General features: G+C 62.7%; 21 protein-coding genes. 17 read left to right on the top strand and 4 right to left on the bottom strand.

Annotation, left to right across the window (positions count from 1 at the left end; translation table 11 throughout):
• The first annotated feature begins 2 nt into the window (after nucleotides 1-2).
• The 5 genes from C1922_RS14510 to C1922_RS14490 all read left to right on the top strand — a co-directional run bounded on the left by C1922_RS14510 (nucleotide 3) and on the right by C1922_RS14490 (nucleotide 5,770).
• Entirely contained in the window at nucleotides 3-2,042 is a 2,040-nt protein-coding gene (locus tag C1922_RS14510; protein ID WP_159091983.1) for a TonB-dependent siderophore receptor, read from the top strand.
• A 147-nt stretch (nucleotides 2,043-2,189) separates the two neighbouring features.
• Nucleotides 2,190-3,089 carry a siderophore ABC transporter substrate-binding protein gene (locus tag C1922_RS14505; RefSeq protein ID WP_159091982.1) on the top strand — a complete coding sequence of 300 codons (900 nt, stop codon included), beginning with the start codon at nucleotides 2,190-2,192 and terminating at the stop codon, nucleotides 3,087-3,089.
• Entirely contained in the window at nucleotides 3,086-4,057 is a 972-nt protein-coding gene (locus C1922_RS14500; protein WP_108750392.1) for an iron chelate uptake ABC transporter family permease subunit, read from the top strand. The genes C1922_RS14505 and C1922_RS14500 overlap by 4 nt, the downstream gene beginning before the upstream one ends.
• Nucleotides 4,041-5,003 (top strand): iron chelate uptake ABC transporter family permease subunit, encoded by a 963-nt coding sequence (locus C1922_RS14495; protein ID WP_199912187.1) that lies wholly within the window; start codon nucleotides 4,041-4,043, stop codon nucleotides 5,001-5,003. The genes C1922_RS14500 and C1922_RS14495 overlap by 17 nt, the downstream gene beginning before the upstream one ends.
• Nucleotides 4,997-5,770, top strand: a complete 774-nt coding sequence (locus C1922_RS14490) for an ATP-binding cassette domain-containing protein (protein WP_234413325.1) — start codon at nucleotides 4,997-4,999, stop codon at nucleotides 5,768-5,770. The genes C1922_RS14495 and C1922_RS14490 overlap by 7 nt, the downstream gene beginning before the upstream one ends.
• Here the strand turns inward: C1922_RS14490 and C1922_RS14485 are convergent.
• Complete coding sequence (locus C1922_RS14485) at nucleotides 5,729-6,574, bottom strand: helix-turn-helix transcriptional regulator (RefSeq protein ID WP_108750390.1); 846 nt, start codon at nucleotides 6,572-6,574, stop codon at nucleotides 5,729-5,731. The two genes, C1922_RS14490 and C1922_RS14485, sit on opposite strands and share 42 nt — an antisense overlap.
• A 106-nt stretch (nucleotides 6,575-6,680) precedes the next feature.
• Here C1922_RS14485 and C1922_RS14480 point away from each other — a divergent pair, with 106 nt between their 5' ends.
• Nucleotides 6,681-7,859 (top strand): MFS transporter, encoded by a 1,179-nt coding sequence (locus tag C1922_RS14480; RefSeq protein ID WP_108750389.1) that lies wholly within the window; start codon nucleotides 6,681-6,683, stop codon nucleotides 7,857-7,859.
• Nucleotides 7,860-7,927: 68 nt separating this feature from the next.
• Here the strand turns inward: C1922_RS14480 and C1922_RS20780 are convergent, their stop codons facing one another.
• On the bottom strand, nucleotides 7,928-8,290 hold the full coding sequence (locus tag C1922_RS20780; RefSeq protein ID WP_227416018.1) for a MarR family transcriptional regulator: 363 nt from the start codon (nucleotides 8,288-8,290) through the stop codon (nucleotides 7,928-7,930).
• 251 nt (nucleotides 8,291-8,541) lie between these two features.
• On the opposite strand from C1922_RS20780, the gene C1922_RS14470 reads away from it, so the two are divergent.
• From C1922_RS14470 to C1922_RS14440, 6 genes are all read left to right on the top strand, one after another.
• Nucleotides 8,542-9,606 (top strand): LacI family DNA-binding transcriptional regulator, encoded by a 1,065-nt coding sequence (locus C1922_RS14470; RefSeq protein ID WP_108750388.1) that lies wholly within the window; start codon nucleotides 8,542-8,544, stop codon nucleotides 9,604-9,606.
• A gap of 137 nt (nucleotides 9,607-9,743) precedes the next feature.
• Nucleotides 9,744-11,006 (top strand): carbohydrate porin, encoded by a 1,263-nt coding sequence (locus C1922_RS14465; protein WP_159091980.1) that lies wholly within the window; start codon nucleotides 9,744-9,746, stop codon nucleotides 11,004-11,006.
• Nucleotides 11,007-11,132: 126 nt separating this feature from the next.
• Entirely contained in the window at nucleotides 11,133-11,855 is a 723-nt protein-coding gene (locus tag C1922_RS14460; protein WP_108750386.1) for a gluconate 2-dehydrogenase subunit 3 family protein, read from the top strand.
• 46 nt (nucleotides 11,856-11,901) lie between these two features.
• Nucleotides 11,902-13,677, top strand: a complete 1,776-nt coding sequence (locus C1922_RS14455) for a GMC family oxidoreductase (RefSeq protein WP_108750385.1) — start codon at nucleotides 11,902-11,904, stop codon at nucleotides 13,675-13,677.
• Between the two features lie 3 nt (nucleotides 13,678-13,680).
• Entirely contained in the window at nucleotides 13,681-14,988 is a 1,308-nt protein-coding gene (locus C1922_RS14450) for a cytochrome c (RefSeq protein ID WP_108750384.1), read from the top strand.
• Between the two features lie 565 nt (nucleotides 14,989-15,553).
• Entirely contained in the window at nucleotides 15,554-16,642 is a 1,089-nt protein-coding gene (locus C1922_RS14440; protein WP_199912184.1) for an aldehyde dehydrogenase family protein, read from the top strand.
• Nucleotides 16,643-16,711: 69 nt separating this feature from the next.
• Here the strand turns inward: C1922_RS14440 and C1922_RS14435 are convergent, their stop codons facing one another.
• Both C1922_RS14435 and glmS read right to left on the bottom strand, forming a co-directional pair.
• Nucleotides 16,712-17,146: an NIF family HAD-type phosphatase gene (locus C1922_RS14435; protein WP_108750382.1), complete on the bottom strand. Its 435-nt coding sequence runs from the start codon at nucleotides 17,144-17,146 to the stop codon at nucleotides 16,712-16,714.
• Nucleotides 17,147-17,913: 767 nt separating this feature from the next.
• Entirely contained in the window at nucleotides 17,914-19,752 is a 1,839-nt protein-coding gene (glmS, locus tag C1922_RS14425) for a glutamine--fructose-6-phosphate transaminase (isomerizing) (RefSeq protein ID WP_108750380.1), read from the bottom strand.
• Nucleotides 19,753-19,953: 201 nt separating this feature from the next.
• Here glmS and C1922_RS14420 point away from each other — a divergent pair, with 201 nt between their 5' ends.
• The 5 genes from C1922_RS14420 to C1922_RS14400 are packed head-to-tail and all read left to right on the top strand — an operon-like array spanning nucleotide 19,954 to nucleotide 24,925.
• Nucleotides 19,954-21,237, top strand: a complete 1,284-nt coding sequence (locus C1922_RS14420; RefSeq protein ID WP_108750379.1) for an efflux RND transporter periplasmic adaptor subunit — start codon at nucleotides 19,954-19,956, stop codon at nucleotides 21,235-21,237.
• A gap of 24 nt (nucleotides 21,238-21,261) precedes the next feature.
• Nucleotides 21,262-21,984 carry an ABC transporter ATP-binding protein gene (locus C1922_RS14415; RefSeq protein ID WP_108750378.1) on the top strand — a complete coding sequence of 241 codons (723 nt, stop codon included), beginning with the start codon at nucleotides 21,262-21,264 and terminating at the stop codon, nucleotides 21,982-21,984.
• A 10-nt stretch (nucleotides 21,985-21,994) separates the two neighbouring features.
• On the top strand, nucleotides 21,995-23,296 hold the full coding sequence (locus C1922_RS14410; RefSeq protein WP_108750377.1) for an ABC transporter permease: 1,302 nt from the start codon (nucleotides 21,995-21,997) through the stop codon (nucleotides 23,294-23,296).
• A gap of 20 nt (nucleotides 23,297-23,316) precedes the next feature.
• Nucleotides 23,317-24,534 (top strand): FtsX-like permease family protein, encoded by a 1,218-nt coding sequence (locus C1922_RS14405; protein WP_108750376.1) that lies wholly within the window; start codon nucleotides 23,317-23,319, stop codon nucleotides 24,532-24,534.
• A gap of 1 nt (nucleotide 24,535) precedes the next feature.
• A complete protein-coding gene (locus C1922_RS14400) occupies nucleotides 24,536-24,925 on the top strand; it encodes a PDZ domain-containing protein (protein WP_108750375.1) in 390 nt (129 codons plus the stop codon).
• Nucleotides 24,926-24,946: the final 21 nt, after the last annotated feature.

Raw genomic sequence — 24,946 nt, 5'->3', positions numbered from 1 at the left:
CCTTGGATACCGTCAACGTGCGGACTGCCAGGATCTCAGGATCTACTGAGGGGCAGGACTCTTACTTGCCGGGCGAGGTCTCCTCGGCGTTGGGGCTGCCAATGACCATTCAGGAGATCCCCCAGTCTGTAACCGTCATCACCCGCCAGCGCATCGATGATCAACAGCTTGAGGCCGTGGGAGAGATCCTTTCACAAGCCGCCGGGATTTCTTCCAGTAGCTATGACTACCGATCTCAGTACTACGCTCGGGGCTTCCTGATCGATAGCTTCCAGTACGATGGAGTGCCCACCACCTTCGTAAATGGCGCCGGCTATCTCGATGCTGCCTTCTACGATCGAGTGGAGCTTGTCCGCGGCTCTACCGGGCTGCTGTCTGGACCGGGCAATCCTTCCGCCTCGGTCAATCTCGTAAGAAAGCGACCTACCGCTGCGCTGCAGGTCAAGGGTGCGCTCACGATAGGGTCGTGGGACACCTATGGAGCAATGATCGATGTTGCAGGTCCGCTGACTGCAGACCAATCAGTCCGTGGGAGGATCATCGGCAACTACCAGGACACTGGCTCATTCACAGATCGCCAGACGTCTGGCCGCCGCTCGATGTATGCCACGGCGGATGCTGATCTGGGGACGGATACGCTGCTTACCGTGGGCTATGAATACATGGACTACGAGACCGACGGCATGATGTGGGGCGGCCTGCCGCTGTTCATGACTGACGGGAGTCGAGCCCAGTGGTCCGTGCACGACTCGCTTTCGTCCGACTGGACACATTGGAGCACCAGATTCTCTACAGGGTTTGCGCGCGTTGATCACAGCTTTACTGAACGATGGAAGCTCTCCGTTGCCGTCACTCAGAGCCGGTCCAAGGAATTCGGAAAACTGCTCAGTCCATCGGGCTTCATTGACGCGCAGACCAGCCTTCTCGCGATGGACGCGTTGGCCCATCACAACAAGATTCGACAGACGAACGTCGATGTAATGCTCAGCGGGTCGGTCGAGCTCTTCTCGCGGACGCATGACATTGTTGCAGGTGCGATGTCCTCTCGTAGGACAGAGGTCGGCGACAGCACTGGCTACATGATCAATCGGGGAATGCCGCTGCTCGATGTGGCCTCCTATCGTGGAGGTTATCCAGAGCCTGACTTCGCCTCGACCGGCTACGCGACACTAACCGATGCCAGCATACGTCAGAGCTCTGTATATAGCGCTGCCCGCATGTCAGTGGGCGATCGCCTCTCCCTGGTTCTCGGCGGCCGCCTTACGCGATATGACTATCGGAGCGTGAGTGCTAACAATCGACTGACTGTTAGCCGCAAGTTCACGCCCTATGCCGGGTTGGTCTATGACCTGGACAGCATCTACTCGGTGTATGCGAGCTACACGAGCATATTCAGCCCGCAGCTGAACAAGGACGCGACTGGCAGTCTGCTTGCCCCTGCCGAGGGCGACACGATCGAAGTCGGGCTCAAGGCGAATTACTTCAGCGGGCGGTTGATTACGTCGCTGGCGCTGTTCCAAGCCGACCAGGATCATGTTGCCCAGCGTGACCCTCTCCTACGCACGCCCGATGGAAGCACCGCCTACTATGCGGTCGACGGCACCAGAAGTCGCGGAGTCGAATTCGACCTCCAAGGTGACATCACCCCGCGGTTCAGCCTTTACACCGGCGGCTCCTACTTCCGTGCCGTAAACCCGGTCGGTGGTCGCCTCAGCACCACCATCCCTCGCGGAACAGCAAAGCTGTTTGCTGTCTACCGCCTTCCTACGGCTGCCGACCGCTTGAAAGTGGGTGCCGGCGTGAACTGGCAGAGCCGCTTCTACCAGGCGACCTCGAGCCCGATGGGCACAATGAACGTTGAGCAGGGTGCGTACGCGGTGGTGTCGTTGATGGCTGCCTACAAGATAAGCGAGCGATCCACTGTAAACATCGGAATCAACAACGTTCTCGACAAGCGCTATTCGCAGATGATCGGATTCTACGGTCAGGAGAACTTCGGCGCCCCCCGCAACGCAAGCATCACCGTCCACGTGAAGCTCTGAAGCCGGAAAGCTCTCTCGATGTATGGATCCTCATCACCGACTGTTGCACGTATCGCCATCCTGACGCTGAGCGGTCTGATTCTCTGTGCGTGTGCAGTTGTTGTCTTCGGGACAATGACAGGAGGGCACGAAGGTACGCGCCATGGCTTGAGCGAGGCATCACCGAGCCGGATGCCGGAAACGCTCGTCTACGATCCCGGCGTGTTGGACACGCTCGACGAGTTGCAAGTCGATGTGCAAGGCGTGCCGTCGTCCGCGTGGTCCGGTGCGCAAGCAAAGTATGCCAGCGGCACCTACCGCCGCATCGGCTCACTATTCGAGCCGGACTACGAAGCCGTCTTCGACATGCACCCGGACCTGATCCTGGTCGCCGACCGGTCAGCCGCGAAGATGCGGAGCCTTGCCACGATCGGTCCAACGCTGGATCTTACTGTAGATACCAAGCATCTGGTGGCGGGTGTTCGACACAACGCGCTACTGCTGGGCAGGATCTACGGTCGTGAAGGCACAGCTACCGAACTCGTTCAGCGACTCGACCACTCACTGGAGGTGCTTCGAAACCTGACCCGAAACCGCGGGCGGGGCCTTGTGCTGCTGACCTCCGGTGGACGAATGAGCGTTTATGGCTCAGGGTCGAGGTTCGGAGTCATCCACGACGACTTTGGCATTCCATCCGCAGACAGCTCCATTGACATCTCTGTGCATGGGCAAGCGATCTCCTACGAGTACCTTGCCAAGACGAACCCGGAGTGGCTGTTCGTCATCGACCGTGACACCGCTATAGGTCAAGAGGGCCAAGCAGCAGCGCGACTGTTGGACAACCCGTTGGTCCGGACAACGACGGCGTGGAAGCGTGGTCAGATCGTGTACCTCGATAGCTGGGATTGGTACATGTCGGGCCTGATTGGCATTGGCTCGATGCAGCGCAGCGTCGATGCACTCATCGATCGTTTTGCGTGCGCAGCCGATGGGAATAGTTCCTGGAACGTGGCTGATGGCAACAATTGCGCCGCGGGCGCCATAAGCCGCGGACGAGCACAGAGATGAAGAAGTCAGCCCGCACCGTCCTGGTGGCAGGTTCCGTGTTTCTGCTACTCATCGTCAGCCTGTGCTCCGGCGTTGCTGACATTGAATGGCGTCTGGTCCTTAGCCACTGGCCAGATGGTATCGACTGGATCGTTCTGACCGAAAGCCGATGGCCGCGGACAGCGGCAGTCGCACTTGCGGGTGCAGGGCTTTCCGTTGCCGGACTGGTCATGCAGATGTTGGCCAGAAACCGCTTTGCCGAGCCTTCGACAACGGGAACGGTTGAGGCAGCTGCACTCGGGGCATTGCTCGTTGCGCTGTTTGCCCCCGCCGCAACCGTTCTGGAGAAAATCCTCGGCGCCACCGCTGTGGCTCTCCTTCTCAGCGGTGTCTTCCTCCAGTTGATTCGATCTCTACCACCGCGCTCCGGCTTCGTCGTCCCACTAGTCGGACTCATCTTCGGCGCGATCCTTCACTCCGTGGCCACACTGATTGCCTTGCGGTACCACCTCACTCAGGCATTACACGGATGGGACTTGGGCGACTTCTCCTCGGTGCTGAAAGGCCGCTATGAACCTATGTGGATGCTGGTGCCGTTGATAGTCGCGGCATACGCGATCGCTGATCGCCTCACACTGATGGGTCTGGGAAGCGCAGTCGCACGTAGCCTCGGGGTCAATTACCGCCGGACACTGACGCTTGGCCTTGCTCTTGTCTGTGCCGCATCGGCGATCGTTGTCGTATGTGTGGGCAGCTTCCCCTTCCTTGGCCTGGTCGTACCCAATCTTGTACGGCTGCGCCACGGCGACAACGTTCGTGCAGCGCTGCCTCGGGTAGCACTAATGGGGGCTGGGCTGACCTTGATCTGCGACATCCTGGGTCGGCACCTTGTAGCTCCTTACGAACTCCCAGCCTCCACCATTGCCGGGGTCATTGGCGCCATAGCAGTAGTGCTACTTCTTCGTTCGAAGCATGTCCATGCAGATTAGTCCTTCCTTGAGACAGTCCCTCCTCGTGATGATCGCCATCGCCTCGGCACTGGCATTCATGACCGTGCAGTCAAAGGGCAACTGGGCCTTCGTCATCCCATTTCGCGGTGGGCGGCTTGCCGTGGTGGTTCTGGTTGCGGGCTGCATAGCAGTCTCCTCAGTGCTTTTTCAGACCATCACCCAGAACAACATACTTACACCCTCCATCATGGGCTTTGATGCGGTGTACGTATTGATGCAGACGCTGTCGATTTTCCTTTTCAGATCGTCGAACGCGGCAGTTAATACACCACTTCTTGCATTCGCGATCAATGTTCTTTTGATGGTGGGCGCGGGAATGCTGATGTGGACATTCATCAGAAGATCAGGTGCGCGATCCTTGCACCTGCTCCTCCTCACCGGAGTGGTTTTCAGCCTTCTAGTGCGTAGCGTATCCGGCCTGCTGATGCGCCTGATAGATCCAAACGATTTCATGTTGCTGCAGGACGCACTGTTCGCCAACTTCAATTCGGTGGAGCTTTCCCTTCTTCCCTATGCGGCCACGTTGGCTGTGGCAGTGATAGTGATGGTGTGGCGCAGACGATTCCAGTACGACGTCGCGCTGCTGGGCAAGGACGCGTGCACGGGGCTTGGCTTGGATCATGGCGGCCTGGCTCGCTTCACGTTCGTGGCCGTATCCGTCCTTGTCGCAGTGTCCACAGCACTCGTAGGGCCGATTCTCTTCCTGGGTTTGCTTGCAAGCAACATGGCCTATCGGGTCACCGGCACAAGGCGCCATGCAGTCACCCTTCCTGCTGCCTTCCTCATCGCGCTGATCGCTATCCTCGGTGGCCAGCTGATCCTCGAGCGAGTTCTGTCACTCGGCACCGTCGTGACGGTAGTGATCGACCTCGCGGGCGGACTTGTTTTCCTTGCACTCGTCTTAAAGCGGAGCAGATTGTGCTGAACGCCATGGTGGTTACCAAGAACTACGACCAGACAGCCGTCGTAAAAGATGTGAGCCTTGCTGTTCCTGAGGGAAAGCTCACCGCACTGATCGGCCCGAACGGTGCCGGAAAATCAACGCTGCTCTCAATGCTGGCACGATTGACCAGCCCGACTGGCGGCGTAGTTCTTCTGGATGGAAAGGAGATTTCAGCACTGCCTGGCGACGTGGTGGCACGCCGCTTGGCGATTCTCCGTCAGGCGAATCAGGTTTCGCTCCGCTTGACCGTACGCGATCTGGTGCGATTCGGGCGATATCCCCATAGCCAGGGCAGCATCACCGAAGAGGATAGGCGGAAGATCGAGCAGGCGATCTCCTACTTGCACCTCAACGCCCTCGCGGACCGATACCTTGATGAGATCTCCGGCGGAGAACGTCAACGCGCCTTCATCGCTATGGCTCTAGCTCAGGACACACATTACCTTCTGCTGGATGAGCCCCTGAACTCGCTCGATATGAAGCAGGCAGTCACGATGATGGGCGTTCTTCGCAGGGCGGTGGACGAGCTTGGCAAGACCATCGTTGTCGTACTGCATGACATCAATTTCGCTTCGACCTACGCTGATCACATTGTTGCAATGAAGTCCGGCACGATCGTTGTTCAAGGATCGCCCTCAGCAGTGATGAAATCCACAGTACTTAAGGAAATCTACGAGATCCCGATCAGTGTCCATCAGATAAGGAGTTCAAGGCTGTGCGTCTTCTATGGCAACGACGCTGACCCGTGACCCCAACGTGGATGAAGCCTGTACGCCGGAGAAGTATCGTCCTGGCGTTTGCCCCGTCAGCTTTTTGAACATGGTAATGAAGGCATTCACCGAGTCGTAGCCAAGGCGAGCAGCTACTTGTTGCACGTTCTCGCCGCCAGCCAACTGGCGCAATGCGACAAGAAGATGGAGCTGCTGACGCCAGCGCCGGAAGCTCAGTCCCGTCTCACGTTCCATCAGCCTGCCAAGGGTTCTTTCGCTCGTTGCTAGCCGCTTGGCCCATTGGGTGAGTGTGCTCCTGTCTGCGGGATCTTCTGACAGCAGCTGGGTCAGCTGCCGAATCCTGGGATCGTTGGAGGTAGGCAGATAGAGTTGCTCCACGGGCATTTTGATCAGTTCTTCGAGTAGAACGGCTGCCTTCCTGCCAGTGGGGCTGTTCATGGCATAGCGCGAGTCCTGGTCTGCCAGATCAAGTATCAGCGCCTGCACCAAAGGCGAGAGCGCAAGTGTGCAGCACTCCAGAGGAAGACTTGTCCGACCAGGTTGAATGAAGAGGTAGCAGACGCGCGCGTTGGCAGTCACATTGATGCTGTGCGGCATGTCCCATGGGACCCATACTCCGCAGCGTGGTGGCACCATCCAGACAGCGTTGGGCACCTCGCAGGTGACAGCGCCCTCAAGAGCCATCACCAGCTGCCCTTGCGCGTGGTGATGAGTGGGGATTTCCGCCTGCTCGCTGGAGATCTCAGCATGCATGCCAATGACGGGACCTCTGGCCTCACTGTCATCGAAAGTCCAGTCGAACGGCTCTTCGGCAGCGCTCATTCTGTTGACGTATTTTAGGTATCATCAGGCACTGTATCTATATCGCGCCACCGCCGCAACGCCTATCTTTCGCATCCTCAGAATTGATCAGGTGTTTCCCGTGAACATGAACACTCGCGCAGACCGCGCGGCCGCAGGTACCGGCCTGCTCCTGCTTGGGCTGATACTGGTTGGCGCCAGCCTCCGCTCACCCATCACTGGTGTGGGCCCTGTCCTGCAGACCCTTCGCTCCACCTTTGACCTGACATCGACGCAGGCAGGCCTGCTCACCACACTACCGCTCATCGCGTTTGGCGTGCTGTCGCCATTCGCGGGACGGATTGCCAATCGTTTTGGCTTGGATCGCGTCCTTCTGGTGGCAATGCTGGTGCTGCTGGGTGGCGTGGCACTACGTTCGGCGGGCACTGCCGTCGCCCTCTATTTCGGCACGGCCGCGATCGGGTTCGGCATCGCATTTGGCAATGTCTTGATGCCTGCGATCGTGAAGAAGGAGTTCCCGGGCAAAGTGCCGTCCATCACCAGCAAGTGCGGTATGGCGATGGGTTTGGGCGCTGCTGCGGCGTCTGCTTCGGCCGTGCCCCTTGAGCATGCAGGTGGCTGGCAGGTTGCGTTGGGCGCCACGGCTGTCTTCCCGGCGCTCGCATTGCTCATCTGGCTGTTCCAGTTGAAGCCGAAGGCAGTTGTATCTGCGTCTTCTGCAGCACCGGTGGCCAAGGTGAACGTGTGGGGTTCCGCTCTGGCGTGGCAGGTCTCGATCTACATGGCGATCAATTCCATCCTGTTCTACGCGATGATTACCTGGTTGCCGTCGATTCTTACCGACAACGGGCTCAGCGATTCTGCCGCCGGCTCGCTGCACGGTCTGCTCCAGCTTGCTTCGATCGTGCCAGGCCTGCTGCTGGGCGCCGTTGTGAGTAAGCTGAGCAATCAGCGCGGAATTGCCGTCTTCCACGGTGCGATCCAGATCGTCGCCTTGGCAGGGCTGATCTTCATGCCGGCGTGGGCACCGGTATGGGCCTTCCTGTTCGGCATGGGCACCGGCGGTGCTTTGCTGCTGTCGCTGATGTTCATGGGCCTGCGGACCAGCTCTCCTCAGCAGGCCGCCTCGCTTTCGGGCATGGCCCAGTGTGTGAATTTCCTGCTGGCAGCATGTGGTCCCGCCGCTGCGGGCTGGCTGCACACGTCAACGGGCGGCTGGAACACCGTTCTCGCAGTCGGCATTGCTCTTGCCGCAGTGATGGGCGTCTTTGGCGCACTGGCGGGTCGGACCCGCACTGTGGGCTGAGCGGGCGTTCAGAGCCGGGTGGCGCATCGCCATCCGGCTTTTTGCTGGCCTGATCGCCTTGCATGTTCCTAATCGAGCTCTACGATGAATCGCGTAGCCACGGCGTTTGGCCTGACCGACGCTCCAACCCGCTTCAGTTCGACCAGCCCGTAACCTTCCATCATACGGAGAGTGCGAGACAGGCTCGGCACTCTTCGCCCACTGTGCTCAGAGAGCTCAGTCAGTGAGCTTGGCCGAAGCTCGTGCAGTAGCCTGAGCAGGCTTCGATTCTCGTCACTCAGTACAGCAGCCAATGAAGACAACGTCGCAAACGTTATCGCATCCGGCTCTACTTGGAGCGGTGCCGCTCTTTCCCGTCGCTGGCCACCAATAACACAACGGCGGACCTCGTTTGAGGCTGCTGGGTCACGGCGAATGTCTGGATTCTTCACTGGATTGATTGAGGATTGGGACTCAGTCCATCATGTCGCGCTGAGTAATGGTCCTGATTGAACAAACGGCGCATTGGGTTGCGTGTCGGGAACTCAGTCGCTGCCGTCGGCCAGAAGGTGAACCCCATGCGCACGCATCCGGGCGAACGACTGCGCTCCATTGGAAGAAAAAGAGAGCAGGTCTGCTGCCTTACTGATTGCCCCGCCCCAGGAAAGGGTCCTCAGGACCGGCCACGAAATTTGGTGGCATCATGCCGATCAGCCCACCAGTCCCTTTCCCGATGGTTGACCCAGCTCCCCGCCGAAAGCGAAGCGCCCGTTTTGCCGAGATCGCATTGGCTGCTGGGGTCAGTGCAAGCACCGTTGACCGAGTGCTGAACGAACGCGGCAGCGTTTCGGACACCGCGCGCCGCAAGGTCATCGAGGCGGCGCGTACGCTGGGCATCCCGCGCGTGCTTCCGTCGGTGGCGCACGGCGTGCTGCGGTTCGATGTGGTGCTGGGATACGAGCGGGACAATGATTACTACCGGAATCTGGACGCTGCCGTGCAGCGCTACGCCCAGCTGCTTGGTTCCCGCATCGCTGTCCACAGGCACCACTGGCCGTATGAGCAGGAAGCCGAGATGCTGGCCTTCATCCAGCGCCCCCCCTACAAGCGGCATGGGTTGCTGATCGCGGCTGCGGATACACCCGCAATACGTGCGGCACTGGTGGAACAGCAGCGGCTGGGCGTGCCAGTAGTGACGGTCACCAGCGATATCAGTGGTCTTGAAGGCCGTCAGTACACCGGCATCGACAACCGTCTGGCTGGATGCACTGCGGCGTATCTGCTTGGAAAAATGGTCAACGGCCCCGGGCGAGTGGTTCTGATGGCCACTTCCATGTCCTGGCTGGCGCACGTGGAGCGCATGGATGGCTTCGTCTCTGTGCTTCGGCAGCGTTACCCCCATCTGGTGCCGGAACCGCCGATCGAGCACCTGGACGACGAGGCGCGCTGCCGGGCGTCCATGCGCCAGGCGTTGCGGGCAGACGGCCCGGTCGTAGGCATCTACAACACCGGTGTGGCTTCGGCGGGCATCGTGTCAGCACTCAGTGGATCGGGCTTGCCCAGGCCTGCGTGGATCACCCACGAGGCCACCGCTGAACACCAGCGGCTGATGCAGGAAGGATGGCTCGATCTGGTGCTGGACCAGGATCCGGATGCCCAGGTCCTGGCCGGACTGCAGTCCCTGATGCACGCCTGTGGCGAGATTGATGGCCCGCTGCCCGGGCCAACGCGGTTCCGGATAGAGACGCCCGAGAATCCATCCCTGTAGTTCGCTGTTGCCGATAAATCGTCAACGCCTCAAGCGACCCGAAGGATGGCTGCAATAAGCTGCGCCGCGCCGCCGTCATGCCCAGGGATCACCGTGCCTGGCCGGCGGTAGGCGCCTTCCCGGCCGGAACACATCGCATGTCTCACTCCCCCCGTCTGCTGTGGCTGCCTCTGGCTGGCCTGCTCGTCTTTTCCCCAAGCGCTGGTGCGGCCGGCCATCTGCTGCCCGATGCGCAGGGCCGCCGGGCAGCGTTGGAAGCAAAGGGAATAGCCGTCGACCTGGGTTATACCTCCGAGGATGCCCGCAACGTCAGTGGTGGCGACCGTCATACCGGCACGCATGCCGGCCAGTTGGCCATGGGCCTGCGGATGGACCTGGAGCGGCTGTGGGGCTGGGAGGGCATGCAGGCCCAGGCGTCCGTTTCGCTGCGCGACGGCGACAACCTTAATGCTCGAGCGAACCTTGGCCAGCTTTTGCAGAGCCAGGAAACCTATGGCCGCGGATCGATCTGGCGGCTGGGAAGTCTGTGGGTAGGAAAGAGGTGGGCCGACGGCAGGGTTGGAGTGAAGGCCGGCCGCATGGCGGTGGGCGACGACTTCAATTCATTGGACTGCATGGCGATGGACCTGACCTTCTGCGGCAGCCAGCCGGCCATGTTCGCAGGCGACTACTGGTTCAATGGCCCTGCCAGCCAGTGGGCCGCAGTGCTTGAAGTAAAGCCGCGATCGAACCAGTACCTACGGGTTGGCGCGTACCAGATCAATCCGGCGTACGGCAACGAACACGGTGGAGGCCTGCGCTTGGCGCCCTCGGGTACGGTCGGAACGCTGACGCCGGTGGAATTTGGCTGGGATCCCGAGGCCAACGGCTTCTCTGGCCACTATGCCTTGGGTGGGTGGTACAGCAGCGCCCCGCGAGCTGACGCCTGGCGAGATGAAACCGGCACGGCCTGGAGTGATTCTGGATTGCCAGCCCTCATGCGCGCCGGTGCTTATGGCGGCTATGCCAGCCTGCACCAGCAGCTGACCCATGGGAACGGAGGCGATCCGCAATCCGGGCTCAGGGTGATGCTCGACCTGACCCGCACCGACCGCCGTACGGGAGCCATCGATGGAACGACCCACGTGATCCTGCGCTACACCGGGGTCGGCTCGACGCGGGTACATGACCAGGTCGGCATCGGCTTGGGAGCCACGGAGGTCAATCCTCGCTATGGACGCGGGAGTGAGAGCGGCACGCCATCGGCGCACACCGAGTACACCGCGGAGGCTTTCTACACCCTGCAGGCGATTCCTGGCGTCGTGCTGCAGCCTGTCCTGCAGTACGTCGTCCACCCAGGCGGGCGCTCGGACAACCACGATGCCATGGTCATCGGCATGAAGACTCAATTGTCGTTCTAGGAGCCGCCTGACGATTTATCGTCAACGGATCCGGAGCGGTCCGTTTGGCGGCCGCGACAATACGCCGCATGCGGGCAGGGCCCTGGCGCTGTCGTGCGCCTCGCCGCTCCCCGCCAGGAGCGGAAGATGAAACGACGACAAGCCTTGCTGACCCTGGGTGCCGCAGCCGCCGTGCCCGTGGCAGGGGCCATTGCAAAAGAGATGCGCGGCTACCCGCACGACATGTCACTGGACAAGGCCTTCATGCCTTCTCCAGTGCGCCAGGGAAGCAGCTGGAAGGTCCTGACCGATGCAGAGGAGCGCCGTACGCTGGGCGCTGTGTTCGATCGCCTGATCCCGGCCGATGAACTTGGCCCCTCTGCCACGCAAGCCGGCGCCTTGGTGTTCCTGGACGGGCAGCTGGCCGGCCCGTATGGCGAAGGCGCGATGCTCTACCGCAAGGGCCCCAAGTCGCCGGGCGAAGACCAGCTGATGCAGAAGCCGCAGTTCATCGCTACGCCGCGTGAGCGCTACGCCACGGGCATCAAGGCACTGGACACCTATGCGTCGCGCGCCCATGGCAAGCACTTTGCCGATCTGCCGGCCGAACTGCAGGACCAGACCCTTGCGGGCATGGAAGACGGAAGCATCCAGCTGGGCCGCGACGTCAACACGAAGGCGTTCTTCGAGCTGATGCTGATGAACGTGCGCGAGAGCTACTTTGCCGACCCGATGTATGGCGGCAACCAGGACATGGTCGGCTGGAAGCTCATCGGCTTCCCCGGCGCACGTTACGACTACCGGCTCTACGCCGACCGCACCGGCCAGGCACTGGGCCTGCAGCCGGTCAGCCTTATTCCGAAGGACTGAGCGCCGCGCTGCGGCAGCCAGCCTTTCGCCAGCTGAAGAAGACATCATGGCAAACAAACGCTCCAAGGCTGACGTGGTCATCGTCGGCTTGGGTTGGTCCGGCTCGTTGATGGCCGAGGAGCTCACCCGTGCCGGCTTGAATGTAGTCGCCATCGACCGCGGCCCCTGGATGGATACCTCTACCCACACGCCGCCCGCCGTTGACCCGGACGAACTGCGCTGGAGCCAGCGCAAGGAACTGTTCTCGCCGCCGCGCGACAACACCGTCAGCTTCCGCAACAGCCTGGACCAAGTGGCCGCGCCGCTGCGCGACTTCGGCATCTTCGAGATGGGCGGTGGGGTTGGTGGTGCGGGTTTCCATTGGGCCGGCATGGCGTGGCGCTTCAGTCCGTGGGATTTCGAGATCCGCAGCCGGACCATCGAGCGCTACGGCCGCGCCCGCGCCGATGACGGTGAGATGCAGCTGCAGGATTGGGGCGTCACCTACGACGAACTCGAACCGTTCTATGACCGCTGGGAGCGCATTGCCGGCATCTCCGGCAAAGCCGGCAACATCAAGGGCGAGATCTCCAGCGAGGGCAATGTCTTCGAGGGACCGCGCAGCCGTGACTACCCCACGCCCAAGCTTAAGACGCTGCGGATGATGGAGCTGTTCAACGACGCGACCACGCGCATGGGCCTGCATCCGTTCACCATCCCGGTCGCCAATATCTCGCAACCCTATGTGAACCCCTTGGGTGTAACGATGGGCGCATGTACCTACTGTGGTTACTGCCTGGCCTACGGGTGCGGCAACTTCTCCAAATCCAGCCCGCAGGCCTGCATCTTCCCGGTGCTGATGCGACGGCCCAACTTCCAGGTCATCACCAAGGCGTGCGTGACCGAGGTGAACAAAGCGGCCGATGGCAAGACGGTCACCGGTGTGACCTATGTGGACGAACACGGAAACGAGGTGGAGCAGCCTGCGGACATCGTCTGCCTGACGGCATTCCAGGTCGACAACGTACGCATCCTGCTGAACTCGAAGATCGGCCAGACCTACGATCCGCACACGGGCAAAGGCACGATTGGACGCAACTTCGGCTTCCAGACGATCTCAGGTACCGACCTGTGGTTCGAGGATGAAACCATCAACCCGTTCATCGGTGCCGGCGGCCTCGGCTCGCAGATCGACGACTACAACGGCGACAACTTCGATCACTCCAAGCTCGACTTCATTGGCGGTGCAGGCATCCTGACGCTCTCGCGCGATGGCGCGCCCATTGCCAAGGCAGCCAACCTTCCGGCAGGCACGCCGCGCTGGGGCAGCGGCTTCAAGAAAGGCTACAAGAAGTACTACCAGAACTACGGCGTGCTGTTCAATCAAGGCTGCTCCATGCCCACGCGCCTGGGCTCACTGGATCTGGATCCCAACTACACCGACCGGTTCGGCGTGCCGCTGCTGCGCCTGACCTACGACTACGCGCAGAGTGACCGCAACATGGCCAAGTTCACCATGGACCGTGCCGTGGAGATCGCACGCGAAATGGGCGCCTCGCACGTGACGCCCTTCAATTTCGCCGACAAGGCATTCACCACCGGCATCGTGGCATCCGACCACGTCGTAGGTGGCGCGGTCATGGGTGCCGATCCGGAGACCTCTGCGGTGAACCCGTGGCTGCAGAGCTGGGATGCCCACAACCTGTTTGTGGTCGGTGCATCGGCTTTCCCGATGAATGCCGGCTACAACCCGACCGGCACGCTTGGAGCCCTGGCGATCCGCACCGCACAGAAGATCCATCAGGACTACGTGCGCGACCCGCGCCCGTTGGCGGGAGGCTGAGCCATGGCGAGCAGGAAACGCATTGCAGGCATTGTGCTGGCCGTCGCGGCGGTAGGGGTTGCAGGCCTGGGCTGGAGCCGGCTCAATGTCAGCCGATCCAACGTGGCCGATGACAAGGTGACCTTGGCCGACGCCAGGAGCAGTGACCGCGCCGCTATCGAACGCGGTGCCTATGTCATGAGGACCGGCGACTGCCTTGCCTGCCACACCGCAGACAAGGGCGACTTCGCCGGCGGCTACGCGATCGATACCCCCTTCGGTCAGATCATGTCCTCCAACATCACCCCCGACCGGGAGACGGGCATCGGGGCCATGACCGAGCGGGACTTCTTCAAGGCAGTGCGACACGGCCAGGGCAGCAAGGGCCTGCTGTACCCGGCGATGCCCTACACCGCGTATCAGCGTTTGAGCGATGAGGACATGCATGATCTGTGGGCATACCTGTCCACGGTGAAGCCGGTGAGCAATGAAGTCCACGAGAATGCAGGTCTCGGCTTCCCCTTCAACATCCGCTACGCCATGGCAGGCTGGAACCTCTTGTTCTTCGACAACCGCGGTTTCACCCCGACACCCGGCCTCTCGCCTCAGGCCAAGCGCGGCCAGTACCTCGTGGACGGCGGGACGCACTGCGCCGCCTGCCATAGCCCGCGAAACCTGCTGGGTGCCGAAATCGGCAGCCGCTACCTGCAAGGCGGCAACCTGGGCGACTGGTACGCCCCGGACCTGACCCCCAACCCGCACTCGGGACTGGGGAGCGAGCCTGAAGAGGGAATCGTGGAGTACCTCCGTACTGGCTCGAACGGCGTGTCGGTGGCCAGTGGTCCGATGGCAGAGGCCGTGGAGCATTCCTTTCAGCATCTGACCGAAGACGACCTGAAGTCCATTGCCACCTACTTGAAGACCCTGCCGGCATCACCGGGTGGCCGACCTGCTGCTTTGGCAGCCAACACGCCTGCTATGCAACGCGCCGCCCTGCGCTACGAGGTCAACTGTTCCGCATGCCATGGCGTGCGCGGCGAAGGCATGGGGGGAATGACAGCCGCATTTGCAGGCAATCGTGCCCTGCAGTCTGATGATGTCACCAGCCTTCTGCATGTGATGATGGTGGGTGGGCGTGCGGCATCGACCAAGGAGAAGCCGACCGGCGCGGGTATGCCTTCGTTCGCGTGGAAAATGGATGATCGCCAGATTGCCGAGACGCTGGACTACATCCGCAACAGTTGGGGCAACGCAGCCAAGCCGATCGACGAAAGCGACGTCGCCAGGACGCGGGCGCAGCTGCAGGCGGCAAAGCAGCTGCCGGCCAACTGAGATTCCCAACAATGGCTAGCTCCCTACCACTGCGCTCTGATGCCTACAGCAGCCCTCAGTCGGCCTTGGGTCGCGCAATCATGCGTGCGCGTCGAAAGAGTGGTGTCACGCAGATAGAGCTGGCACGCCAGCTGGGCATGCACCGGACCCAGCTAGGCCACGTTGAGCAGGGTAGAAAGGACTTTCAACTCTCTACTCTCGTTCGCATCGCCGATGCCTTGGGGATACCCCTCTCGATGTTGGTCAGGAGCGCGGAGCTGTAAGCCCTGGTTCCGCATCGATGGGACAGTACCAGCGCTTCAAGAGCTATGTCCGCTATCGGCCAGAAGCGGACATCGAAGATGGGCAGGTGCACCGCCGCCATCAGACCTCCCGCCTACTTGAGCTTGAACCCTCGCTCCTGGACGGTCGTTCGCGTGGGCAGAGCGCTCCAAATACATTCAGGACTACGCTGATGCGCTGGAAGCCAACCGCGATCGCCTGATCACCCTGCTGACCCTCGAACAGGGCAAGCCGCGCCACAGCATGGCCACCTCGAAAGTGGACGCGGCCATCCACTGGGTGCGTGAGGTCGCCAAGCACGAGCTGCCGATCGAGACCATCGAAGACACCGACCAGCACACCGTGGAAGTGCACCACACCGCTGGGCATGGTCGGCGCCATCACCCCGTGGAACTTCCCGGTGCTGCTGGGCCTGTGGAAAGTGGCGCCGTGCCTGGTCACCGGCAACACCATGGTGCTGAAGCCCTCGCCGTATACCCCGCTCACCTCGCTGTTCTTCGGCGAGATCGCGCAGCAGGTGCTGCCGCCGGGCGTGCTCAACGTCGTCTCCGGCGGCAACGAGCTTGGCCAGCAGATGACCGAGCACCCGGCGCTGGCCAAGATCAGCTTCACCGGCTCCACCGCGACCGGCAAGCGCGTAATGGCCAGCAGCGCCAGCAACCTCAAGCGCGTCACCCTGGAACTGGGCGGCAACGATGCGGCCATCGTGCTGGACGACGCGGACTGGGAACCGATCATCCCCACCCTGTTCTGGGCCGCCTTCGGCAATGCCGGCCAGTGGTGCATCGCCACCAAGCGCCTGTACGTGCATCGCAGCCTGCATGCGAAGTTCGTCGACGCCTTCGTGGCCTACGCCGCCAAGCAGACCGTGGGCGATGGCATGCTGGAAAGCACGGACCTGGGGCCGATCCAGAACCGCATGCAGTACGACAAGCTGCGCAGCCTGTTCGACGACGTGAAGACCAAGGGCTACACCGTTCCGCTGGGCGGCACCATCGATGAGAGCCTGGCCGGCAACTTCGTGCCCGTCACCATCGTCGACAATCCGCCTGAAGACAGCCGCATCGTGCAGGAAGAACCGTTCGGCCCGATCCTGCCGATCATCGCCTTCGATGACATCGACGAGGTGGTGGCCAAGGCCAATGCCACGCCGTTCGGCCTGGCCGGCTCGGTCTGGGGCCGCGACCGAGAACGTGCGATCGGCGTGGCCAAGCGTCTGGATACCGGCACCGTATGGGTCAACGAGATCCACATCCACGGTATCGACATCCCATTTGGCGGCCACAAGCAGTCCGGCATGGGCGTTGAAAACGGACACGAAGGCTTGTGTGAGTTCACCACCACCAAGACCCACATGTTCAAGAAATTGTAGCTATGGGATGCGGCCCCACGTCTGGGGCTGCATCAAACTGCCCTCATCGCCTTCCGATGACTAATTGTGTCAGTGAGAATGAGAGAGCCGATCTTCGATTCGGAGCTTGGCTAGTTCAAGACCAGTATCTTCGTCGGCGTAGGGAGAACCGAACAGCGGTATCTCAACCCAAAAACTCTCCTGCCCGGGGTGCACGTACGGAGCATGGTCATCCAACAGCAGCGCTTGCCCAACTTCCGGCACCACAAATCGCAGATCTTTGGTGGGGCCATCCCAAACAATGTAGGGAAGGTGGGCAAACCATTCCGGAGCCACTTCCTCCGAAGCCAACAAGCCGCAGATCCTCCTTGCTAAAGGCTCCGGCACCGTCGTAAAGATCACCAACTGGGAAAATCGGGTGTGGGCGTACTGCAGGAACGGGAAAAGGCCAGGACGGGGAATCTGACTGACTGCGTTGGAGATCAGAGTTCCCTCCAAATCCATTGCCAAGATCGTTGGCTTCATCACATCACTCCTCTGATCAGCGCGCACTGATCAAGCGACCAATTACGGTTCGTCTAGCCCTTGTCCATTCAGATACTCTCGCAGTAGCACTAAGTCTTCGAGCCGACCGCTGCACATCAATGCCACCGCTGGGGCGCCGTTAAACAGGACTCCAGAGCTCGGCCTATGGACCCAGCGATCTGCTTGCTGCTGACTAGGAAAGATGGTGTGCAGTGCCCGATAGATGCCAAGAACGCATCCAATCCGTGTCATGGTCTCCGACAGAGAATCTCCATCCGTATCGGTCGACAAAACAGCCAAAGCGGTATCCACAGGACGTCCAAGGATCGCCGATTGCTGAGCATCAGTCAGGGACCAAGCCGTCGCGACCTGGGCGAATGATCGGATGGCAGGCCCCACAAGTTCAGGATTGTCCAGTCGCATGCTCATGAGTTCGGGCGATAGCAGCACATGACTCATGCTACGCCGAATCCGGCCCGTGAGTGCCAGTGATGCGACCTGGATGCAGAGATGGCAGCAACAGGGAGTGCCTCCTAAACGGCGAAGGGCGAGAGCAGAACACTCTCACCCTTCTCGGCCGAACACTATTCGAGTGCTTGTTGACCACCTGTAAGCCTTGCATCGCGCAAGGCCATAGCCACCAAGGGATCGTATTGAACAAACAAATGTTCGGACTAGCTCAGCATCGGGCAGTCAATTTGAACAAACAATTGGTGTATTGAACGAACATTTGTCAACTACCACCGGCGACCTTTGGCCCGTCCGGCTTATTCCACCGTAACGCTCTTGGCCAGGTTGCGCGGCTTGTCCACGTCCGTGCCGCGTGCCAGCGCGGTGTGGTACGCCAGCAGCTGCACCGGAATGGTATGCACGATCGGGCTGAGCACGCCGGCGTGGCGCGGCGTGCGGATGACGTGCACGCCTTCGGACGCGTTGAAGTTGCTGTCCTGGTCGGCGAACACGAACAGCTCGCCACCGCGGGCGCGCACTTCCTGCATGTTCGACTTCACCTTTTCCAGCAGGCTGTCGTTGGGCGCGATCACCACCACCGGCATGTCTTCGTCCACCAGCGCCAGCGGCCCATGCTTGAGCTCACCGGCCGGATAGGCCTCGGCATGGATGTAGGAGATTTCCTTGAGCTTGAGCGCGCCTTCCAGCGCGATCGGGTAATGCAGGCCACGGCCCAGGAACAGGGCGCTGCTCTTGCGCGCGAAGCGCTCGGCCCACGCCGCGATCTGCGGCTCCATGTTCAGCGCATGCTGCACGCTGCCCGGCAGGAAGCGCAGCTGCTCCAGATAATCCGCCTCCTGTGCGGCGTCGACGCGGCCGTGCAGCTTGCCCAGCACCACGGTCAGCTGGAACAGCGCGGCCAGCTGGGTGGTGAACGCCTTGGTGGACGCCACGCCGATCTCGGCGCCAGCACGGGTGTAGCAGACCAGTTCGCTGGCGCGCGGAATCGCGCTTTCCGGCACGTTGCAGATCGACAGCGTGTGGGTGTGGCCCAGCGACTTGGCGTACTTCAGCGCTTCCATCGTATCCAGCGTTTCGCCGGACTGGGAAATGGTCACGATCAGGTGCTTGGGATTGGCATACGCCGCGCGGTAGCGGTACTCGCTGGCAATTTCCACGCTGCACGGCAGGCCGGCGATGGATTCGATCCAGTAACGCGCGGTCAGGCCGGAGTAGTAGCTGGTACCGCAGGCCAGGATCTGCACGCCTTCAATGCCGGCCAGCACGGCTTCGGCATTCTTGCCGAACAACTCGGCCGGGAAACCACCGGCGTCGATCGCCGCTTCGATGGTGTCACCCAGCGCGCGCGGCTGCTCGTGGATTTCCTTCTGCATGAAGTGGCGGTACGGGCCCAGCTCCAGCGAGGCCAGCGACACGTCGGACAGGTGCACGTCGCGCTCGACCGGCTGGTCGTGCTCGTCGAAGACCTGCACGCCATCGCGGCGGATGTCGGCGGTGTCGCCCTCTTCCAGGAAGATCACCTTGCGCGTGGCCGAGATCACGGCCGAGACATCGGAGGCGACGAAGTTCTCGCCCTCACCCAGGCCCACCAGCAGCGGGCAGCCCATGCGCGCGCAGACGAAGTGGTCCGGCTCGGCGCGGCTGACCACGGCCAGGGCGTAGGCGCCGGTCAGCTCCTTCACCGTGCGCTGCAGCGCGCCCAGCAGGCTGTCGCCGCCCTTCAGGTGGTGGTGCATCAGGTGCGCGATCACTTCGGTGTCAGTCTGCGACTCGAAGGTGTAGCCCAGCGCGCGCAGCTTCTCGCGCTGCTCTTCGTGGTTTTCGATGATGCCGTTGTGCACCAGCGCCACGCCGTGGCTGATGTGCGGGTGCGCATTGGCCTCGGTCACCCCGCCATGGGTGGCCCAGCGGGTGTGGCCGATGCCCAGGCTGGCGTGGAAGCCTTCGGCCTCGGCGGCGGTGGCCATCTCCGAGACGCGGCCGGTGCGGCGCACGCGGCGCACGTCCGCGCGCTCGCCCTGGTCGATCACCGCAATACCGGAAGAATCGTAGCCGCGGTATTCCAGTCGTTTCAGTCCTTCGATCAGTACCGGCACCACATCGCGATCAGCGATCGCACCTACGATTCCACACATGTCGCGTTTCCTTGAAGACGATGTCGGCATTCTAGCGTGGGTGCCCGCCCTCCCCCGCCTGTCTGCTTAATGAAAGTGTCCGCTACAGTGTCCGCGGACACCCGGACACCGACCACGGATCGCTAAATCACTGATTCATAAAAGCAAAAAGTTGGCACGCGACGTGCTTGGTATGGGCTACCACCGACAGGCACGTACCCGATGATCCGCGACACCTCTGCCCAGGACCAGATCGTTTCCTCCGCCCCGGCCGGCACCTCCCGCTCGGGCGCCGCCCTGCGCCGTTACCGCTGGCCGGTGCTGGGCGGGCTTGCCCTGCTGGCCGCCATCGGCTGGGCGGTGCATGCCTGGTCCAATGCCAGCCGCTCCTTCGACAGCAGCCGGGTGCGCATTGCCGAAGTGCAGCGCGGCGACCTGGTGCGCGACATCGCCGCCGACGGCCGCGTGATCGCCGCCAACAGCCCCACCCTGTACGCCATCTCGGCCGGCACCGTGGACCTGAAAGTGGTGGCCGGTGACGTGGTGAAGAAGGGCCAGGAGCTGGCGATCATCGACAGCCCGGAGCTGCGCAGCAAGCTGGCCCAGGAACAGGCCACCCTGGCCGGCTTGGAAGCCGAAGCCAGCCGCGCCGCCCTGGACGCCACCCTGGCCCGCGCCAAGTCGCGCAAGGAAACCGACCAGGCCAGCATCGAACGGCAGGCCGCCGACCGCGACCTGCAGCGCTACCAGCGCGGCTACGACGGCGGCGCGGTGCCGCAGATCGACCTGGCCAAGGCCCAGGACACCCTGAAGAAGGCCGACATCACCCTGGCCAACGCCACCACCGATGCCCGCCTGCAGAGCCAGGGCGCCGACCTGGATGCGCGCAACAAGCGCCTGCTGGCCGACCGCCAGAAGGCCGTGGTGGCCGAAGTGCAGCGCCAGGTGGACGCACTGACCCTGCGCGCCCCGTTCGATGGCCAGGTAGGCCAGGTGCAGGCCACCCAGGCCACCAACCTGGCGGCCAACGCGCCGGTACTGGGCGTGGTGGACCTGTCCAAGTTCGAAGTGGAGATCAAGGTGCCGGAAAGCTTCGCGCGCGACCTGGCCATCGGCATGCCGGCACAGCTGACCGGTGGCAACGGCAAGCCGTTCGCCGGTGAGATCAGCGCGGTGTCGCCGGAAGTGGTCAACGGTGAAGTGAACGCCCGCGTGCGCTTTGCCGCCGCACAGCCCGAAGGCCTGCGCCAGAGCCAGCGCATGTCGGTGCGCGTGCTGCTGGATACCCGCAGGAACGTAATGAAGGTCGAGCGTGGCCCGTTCGTGGAACAGGGCAACGGCGTGGCCTACGTAATGGACGGCCGCACCGCGGTGCGCCGGCCGGTGGAACTGGGCGTCAGCAGCCTGGGCGAAGTGGAAATCAAGTCGGGTGTGCAGCCGGGCGACCGCATCGTGGTCTCCGGCAGCGACCTGTTCAAGGACGCCGAACGCGTCTCCGTCAACTGACACATCCTGGAGAGAGGACACCCCATGTACATGCTCGAAATGCGTTCGGTCGCCAAGGTTTTCCGCACCGAACAGGTGGAAACCCATGCACTGCGCTCGCTGGAACTGCAGGTGAAGGAAGGCGAATTCGTGGCCGTCACCGGCCCGTCCGGCTCCGGCAAGACCACCTTCCTGAACATTGCCGGCCTGCTGGAGACCTTCACCAGCGGCACCTACCTGCTCGATGGCCAGGACGTGAGCACGCTGGGCGATGATGCGCGCAGCCGCCTGCGCAACCAGAAGATCGGTTTCATCTTCCAGGGCTTCAATCTGATTCCCGACCTGAACCTGTTCGACAACGTGGACGTGCCGCTGCGCTACCGCAGGATGAGCGCCAACGAGCGCCGCGAGCGCATCGAGAAGGCGCTGACCCAGGTCGGCCTGGGCTCGCGCATGAAGCACTACCCCAACGAACTGTCCGGCGGCCAGCAGCAGCGCGCGGCCATTGCCCGCGCCCTGGCCGGCAGCCCGCGCCTGCTGCTGGCCGACGAACCGACCGGCAACCTGGACACGCAGATGGCACGCGGGGTGATGGAGCTGCTGGAAGAGATCAACGCCGCCGGCACCACCATCGTCATGGTCACCCATGACCCGGAACTGGCCGCGCGCGCGCAGCGCAACGTGCACATCGTCGACGGCCAGGTGACCGACCTGGTGCGTGAGCCGGTGCTGGCCACCCCGCGCCGCATCGTTGCCGTGAACGAGTGAGGGCCTGACCATGTTCGCCTACTACGCCCGCCTGGCGGCGCGCAGCTTCCGCCGCAACAAGGTGCTGACCGCGCTGATGGTGGTGGCCATCGCGCTGGGCATCGGTGCTTCGATGACCACTCTGACCGTCTTCCATGTGCTGTCCGGCGATCCGATTCCGGACAAGAGTGATCGTCTGTTCTACGTGCAGTTGGACCCGGGCCCGCGCGGTGGCTACGTGCCCGGCGAAGAACCCAATTCGCAGATGACCCGCTTCGACGGCGAGGCACTGCTGCGCGAGGCCAAGGCCGAACGCCAGGCACTGATGAGCGCCGGCGGCGGCACCATCGAACCGGACAGCAGCACCCTGCAGCCGTTCACGATCGATACGCGCTGGACCTCGGCCGATTTCTTCCCGATGTTCAACGTGCCCATGCAGTACGGCCGCCCCTGGACCCGCCAGGACGATGAAGGCCGCGCGCGCGTGGTGGTCATCTCCAAGGCGCTGAACGACAAGCTGTACCAGGGCGGCAACAGCGTGGGCAAGGACATCCGCATGGATGGCCAGAGCTTCCGCATCGTGGGCGTGATGAAGGAATGGAATCCCGAGCCGCAGTTCTTCGACCTGACCACCGGCAGCTACGGCAAGGATGAGGATCTGCTGCTGCCGGTCACCACCTCCTTTGACATGAAGCTGGGCAGCAGCGGCAACATGAACTGCTTCGGCGAGAACCCGGACGGCAACAGCTATTCGTTGAACGCGCCCTGCACTTGGCTGCAGTACTGGGCCGAGGTGCCGCCGGAAAAGGCCGATGACTATCGCCGCTACCTGGAAAACTACTCCAGCCAGCAGCGCGAGGCCGGCCGCTTCGAGCGCCCGCCGAATGTGCGCCTGCGCAACGTGATGGAGTGGCTGGACTTCAACGGCGCGGTGCCCAGCGATGTGCGCCTGCAGCTGTGGCTGGCGCTGGGCTTCCTGGGCGTGTGCCTGGTCAACACGGTGGGCCTGCTGCTGGCCAAATTCCTGCGCCGCAGCGGTGAAATCGGCGTACGCCGTGCGCTGGGGGCCAGCCGCGGGCAGATCTTCCTGCAGTGCCTGGTGGAAGCCGGCGCGGTGGGCGTGGTCGGCGGCGTGCTCGGCATCGGCGTGGCCCTACTGGGGCTGTTCGCGGTGCGCCAGCAGCCGGTGGACTACGCCAAGCTGGCCCATCTGGACGGCAGCATGCTGCTGCTGGCCATCGGCCTGACCCTGTTTGCCAGCCTTGCTGCCGGCTTCCTGCCCGCCTGGCGCGCGATGCAGGTCACCCCGGCCATCCAGCTCAAGTCGCAGTAAGCACCCGAACGAGGACTCCCATGGACATCCGCCCCATCCTCAGCACCCTGCGCCGGCACAAGACCGCTGCCGCCCTGATCGTGCTGGAAGTCGCCCTGACCTGCGCCATCGTCTGCAATGCGCTGTTCCTGGTCAGCCAGCGCGTGGAAAAGATCAGCATGCCCAGCGGCATCGCCGAGAACGAACTGGTGATGGTGCGCGTGAGCGGCATCGGCAAGCAGACCAATGGCCTGGCCCGCACCCGCGAAGACCTGGCCTCGCTGCGCGCCATTCCCGGCGTCACCAGCGCGACCATCATCAACCAGATCCCGTTCCGCGGCGGTTCTTCAAGCAGCAGCATCCAGCGCCAGCAGGACCAGGAACAGCCCACTACCGAAGCCTCGATGTACACCATGTCCGAAGATGGCATCCGCACGATGGGCATCAACGTGATCGCCGGGCGTGACTTCCAGCCCGACGAATACCGCGACTATGAGGTGGTCAGCAAGGCCGGTTCGCAGGACAAGGCGATCCCGGTGATCTTCACCCAGGCCACCGCCGCGAAGATGGAGCCCAATGGCAATGCGCTGGGCAAGACCTATTACATGGGCAAGCAGCCGCTGCATGTGATCGGCATCGTGGATACGCTCACCACCCCGACCGGCTGGGCCAACAACTGGTCCGAATCGATGCTGCTGCCGCTGCGCCGTGGTTTCGACGAAGGCGGCACCTACATGCTGCGCACCGCACCGGAGCGCCGCGACGAGGTGCTGAAGGCCGCCGTGGCTGCGCTGGAACGCAACGATCCCAACCGCCTGATGCGCGAAAAGATGACCTATGAAGAACAGCGCCAGAAGTACTTCAGCAACGACCGCGCCATGGTCGGCCTGCTGGTGACGGTGTGCGTGGCGCTGCTGGTGGTCACGGCCCTGGGCATCGTCGGCCTGGCCAGCTTCTGGGTGCAGCAGCGCAGCAAGCAGATCGGCATCCGCCGTGCGCTGGGTGCCACCCGCGGGCAGATCCTGCGCTACTTCCAGACCGAGAACTTCCTGCTGGCCACGCTGGGCATCGTGCTGGGCATGCTGGCGGCCTACGCCATCAACCTGGCCCTGATGAACATGTACGAGCTGCCGCGCATGCCGCTGCTGTACCTGCCGCTGGGCGCGGTGCTGCTGTGGGTGCTGGGCCAGGTCGCGGTGTTCGGCCCGGCCCGCCGCGCCGCCGCGGTGCCGCCGGCGGTGGCCACCCGGGGGGCGTGACATGCGCCCCTTGGTCCTGGCCCTTGTACTTGCCCTGCCGTTGCCGGCGCTTGCCGGCAGCAGCACGGTGCAGACGATGAACTGGCAGCAGGATGGCGCACAGCTGGCGCTGCGCTCCACCGAAGGACAGGTGGACGTGCAGGCGGTGCGTCCCGAGGCGCGCTTCGGCGTGCGCCGGGGCGACCGCATCCTGCGCGTGGACGACACGCCGGTCCGCCAGATCGATGCGCTTGCCGCCGCCCTGCGCCGCGCAGATTCGGCCGGCAAACCACAGGTGTACCTGCTGCTGCGCCGCGACGGCCGCACGCTCAGCCAGGCGGTCAGCGTGGCGACCTGGAAGGCGGTGCTGGTACCGCCGCCAGCGCCGTCGCCCCCGCCACCGCCGCACTGACCTCGCTGCCCCCTGCGCAGC

The sequence above is a fragment of the Stenotrophomonas sp. ZAC14D2_NAIMI4_7 genome (genome assembly GCF_003086675.1).
Taxonomy (GTDB): domain Bacteria; phylum Pseudomonadota; class Gammaproteobacteria; order Xanthomonadales; family Xanthomonadaceae; genus Stenotrophomonas.
The sequence above is the reverse complement of the archived record's forward strand: the minus strand, read 5'-3'. Positions and strand labels throughout refer to the sequence as shown.

Coding starts and splice junctions, on each gene's coding strand:
- C1922_RS14500 (WP_108750392.1), top strand. CDS start 3,086: ATGAAGAAGTCAGCCCGCACCGTCCTGGTGGCAGGTTCCGTGTTTCTG.
- C1922_RS14495 (WP_199912187.1), top strand. CDS start 4,041: ATGTCCATGCAGATTAGTCCTTCCTTGAGACAGTCCCTCCTCGTGATG.
- C1922_RS14485 (WP_108750390.1), bottom strand. CDS start 6,574: ATGAGCGCTGCCGAAGAGCCGTTCGACTGGACTTTCGATGACAGTGAG.
- C1922_RS14480 (WP_108750389.1), top strand. CDS start 6,681: ATGAACACTCGCGCAGACCGCGCGGCCGCAGGTACCGGCCTGCTCCTG.
- C1922_RS14470 (WP_108750388.1), top strand. CDS start 8,542: ATGCCGATCAGCCCACCAGTCCCTTTCCCGATGGTTGACCCAGCTCCC.
- C1922_RS14465 (WP_159091980.1), top strand. CDS start 9,744: ATGTCTCACTCCCCCCGTCTGCTGTGGCTGCCTCTGGCTGGCCTGCTC.
- C1922_RS14460 (WP_108750386.1), top strand. CDS start 11,133: ATGAAACGACGACAAGCCTTGCTGACCCTGGGTGCCGCAGCCGCCGTG.
- C1922_RS14455 (WP_108750385.1), top strand. CDS start 11,902: ATGGCAAACAAACGCTCCAAGGCTGACGTGGTCATCGTCGGCTTGGGT.
- C1922_RS14450 (WP_108750384.1), top strand. CDS start 13,681: ATGGCGAGCAGGAAACGCATTGCAGGCATTGTGCTGGCCGTCGCGGCG.
- C1922_RS14435 (WP_108750382.1), bottom strand. CDS start 17,146: ATGAAGCCAACGATCTTGGCAATGGATTTGGAGGGAACTCTGATCTCC.
- glmS (WP_108750380.1), bottom strand. CDS start 19,752: ATGTGTGGAATCGTAGGTGCGATCGCTGATCGCGATGTGGTGCCGGTA.
- C1922_RS14420 (WP_108750379.1), top strand. CDS start 19,954: ATGATCCGCGACACCTCTGCCCAGGACCAGATCGTTTCCTCCGCCCCG.
- C1922_RS14415 (WP_108750378.1), top strand. CDS start 21,262: ATGTACATGCTCGAAATGCGTTCGGTCGCCAAGGTTTTCCGCACCGAA.
- C1922_RS14410 (WP_108750377.1), top strand. CDS start 21,995: ATGTTCGCCTACTACGCCCGCCTGGCGGCGCGCAGCTTCCGCCGCAAC.
- C1922_RS14405 (WP_108750376.1), top strand. CDS start 23,317: ATGGACATCCGCCCCATCCTCAGCACCCTGCGCCGGCACAAGACCGCT.
- C1922_RS14400 (WP_108750375.1), top strand. CDS start 24,536: ATGCGCCCCTTGGTCCTGGCCCTTGTACTTGCCCTGCCGTTGCCGGCG.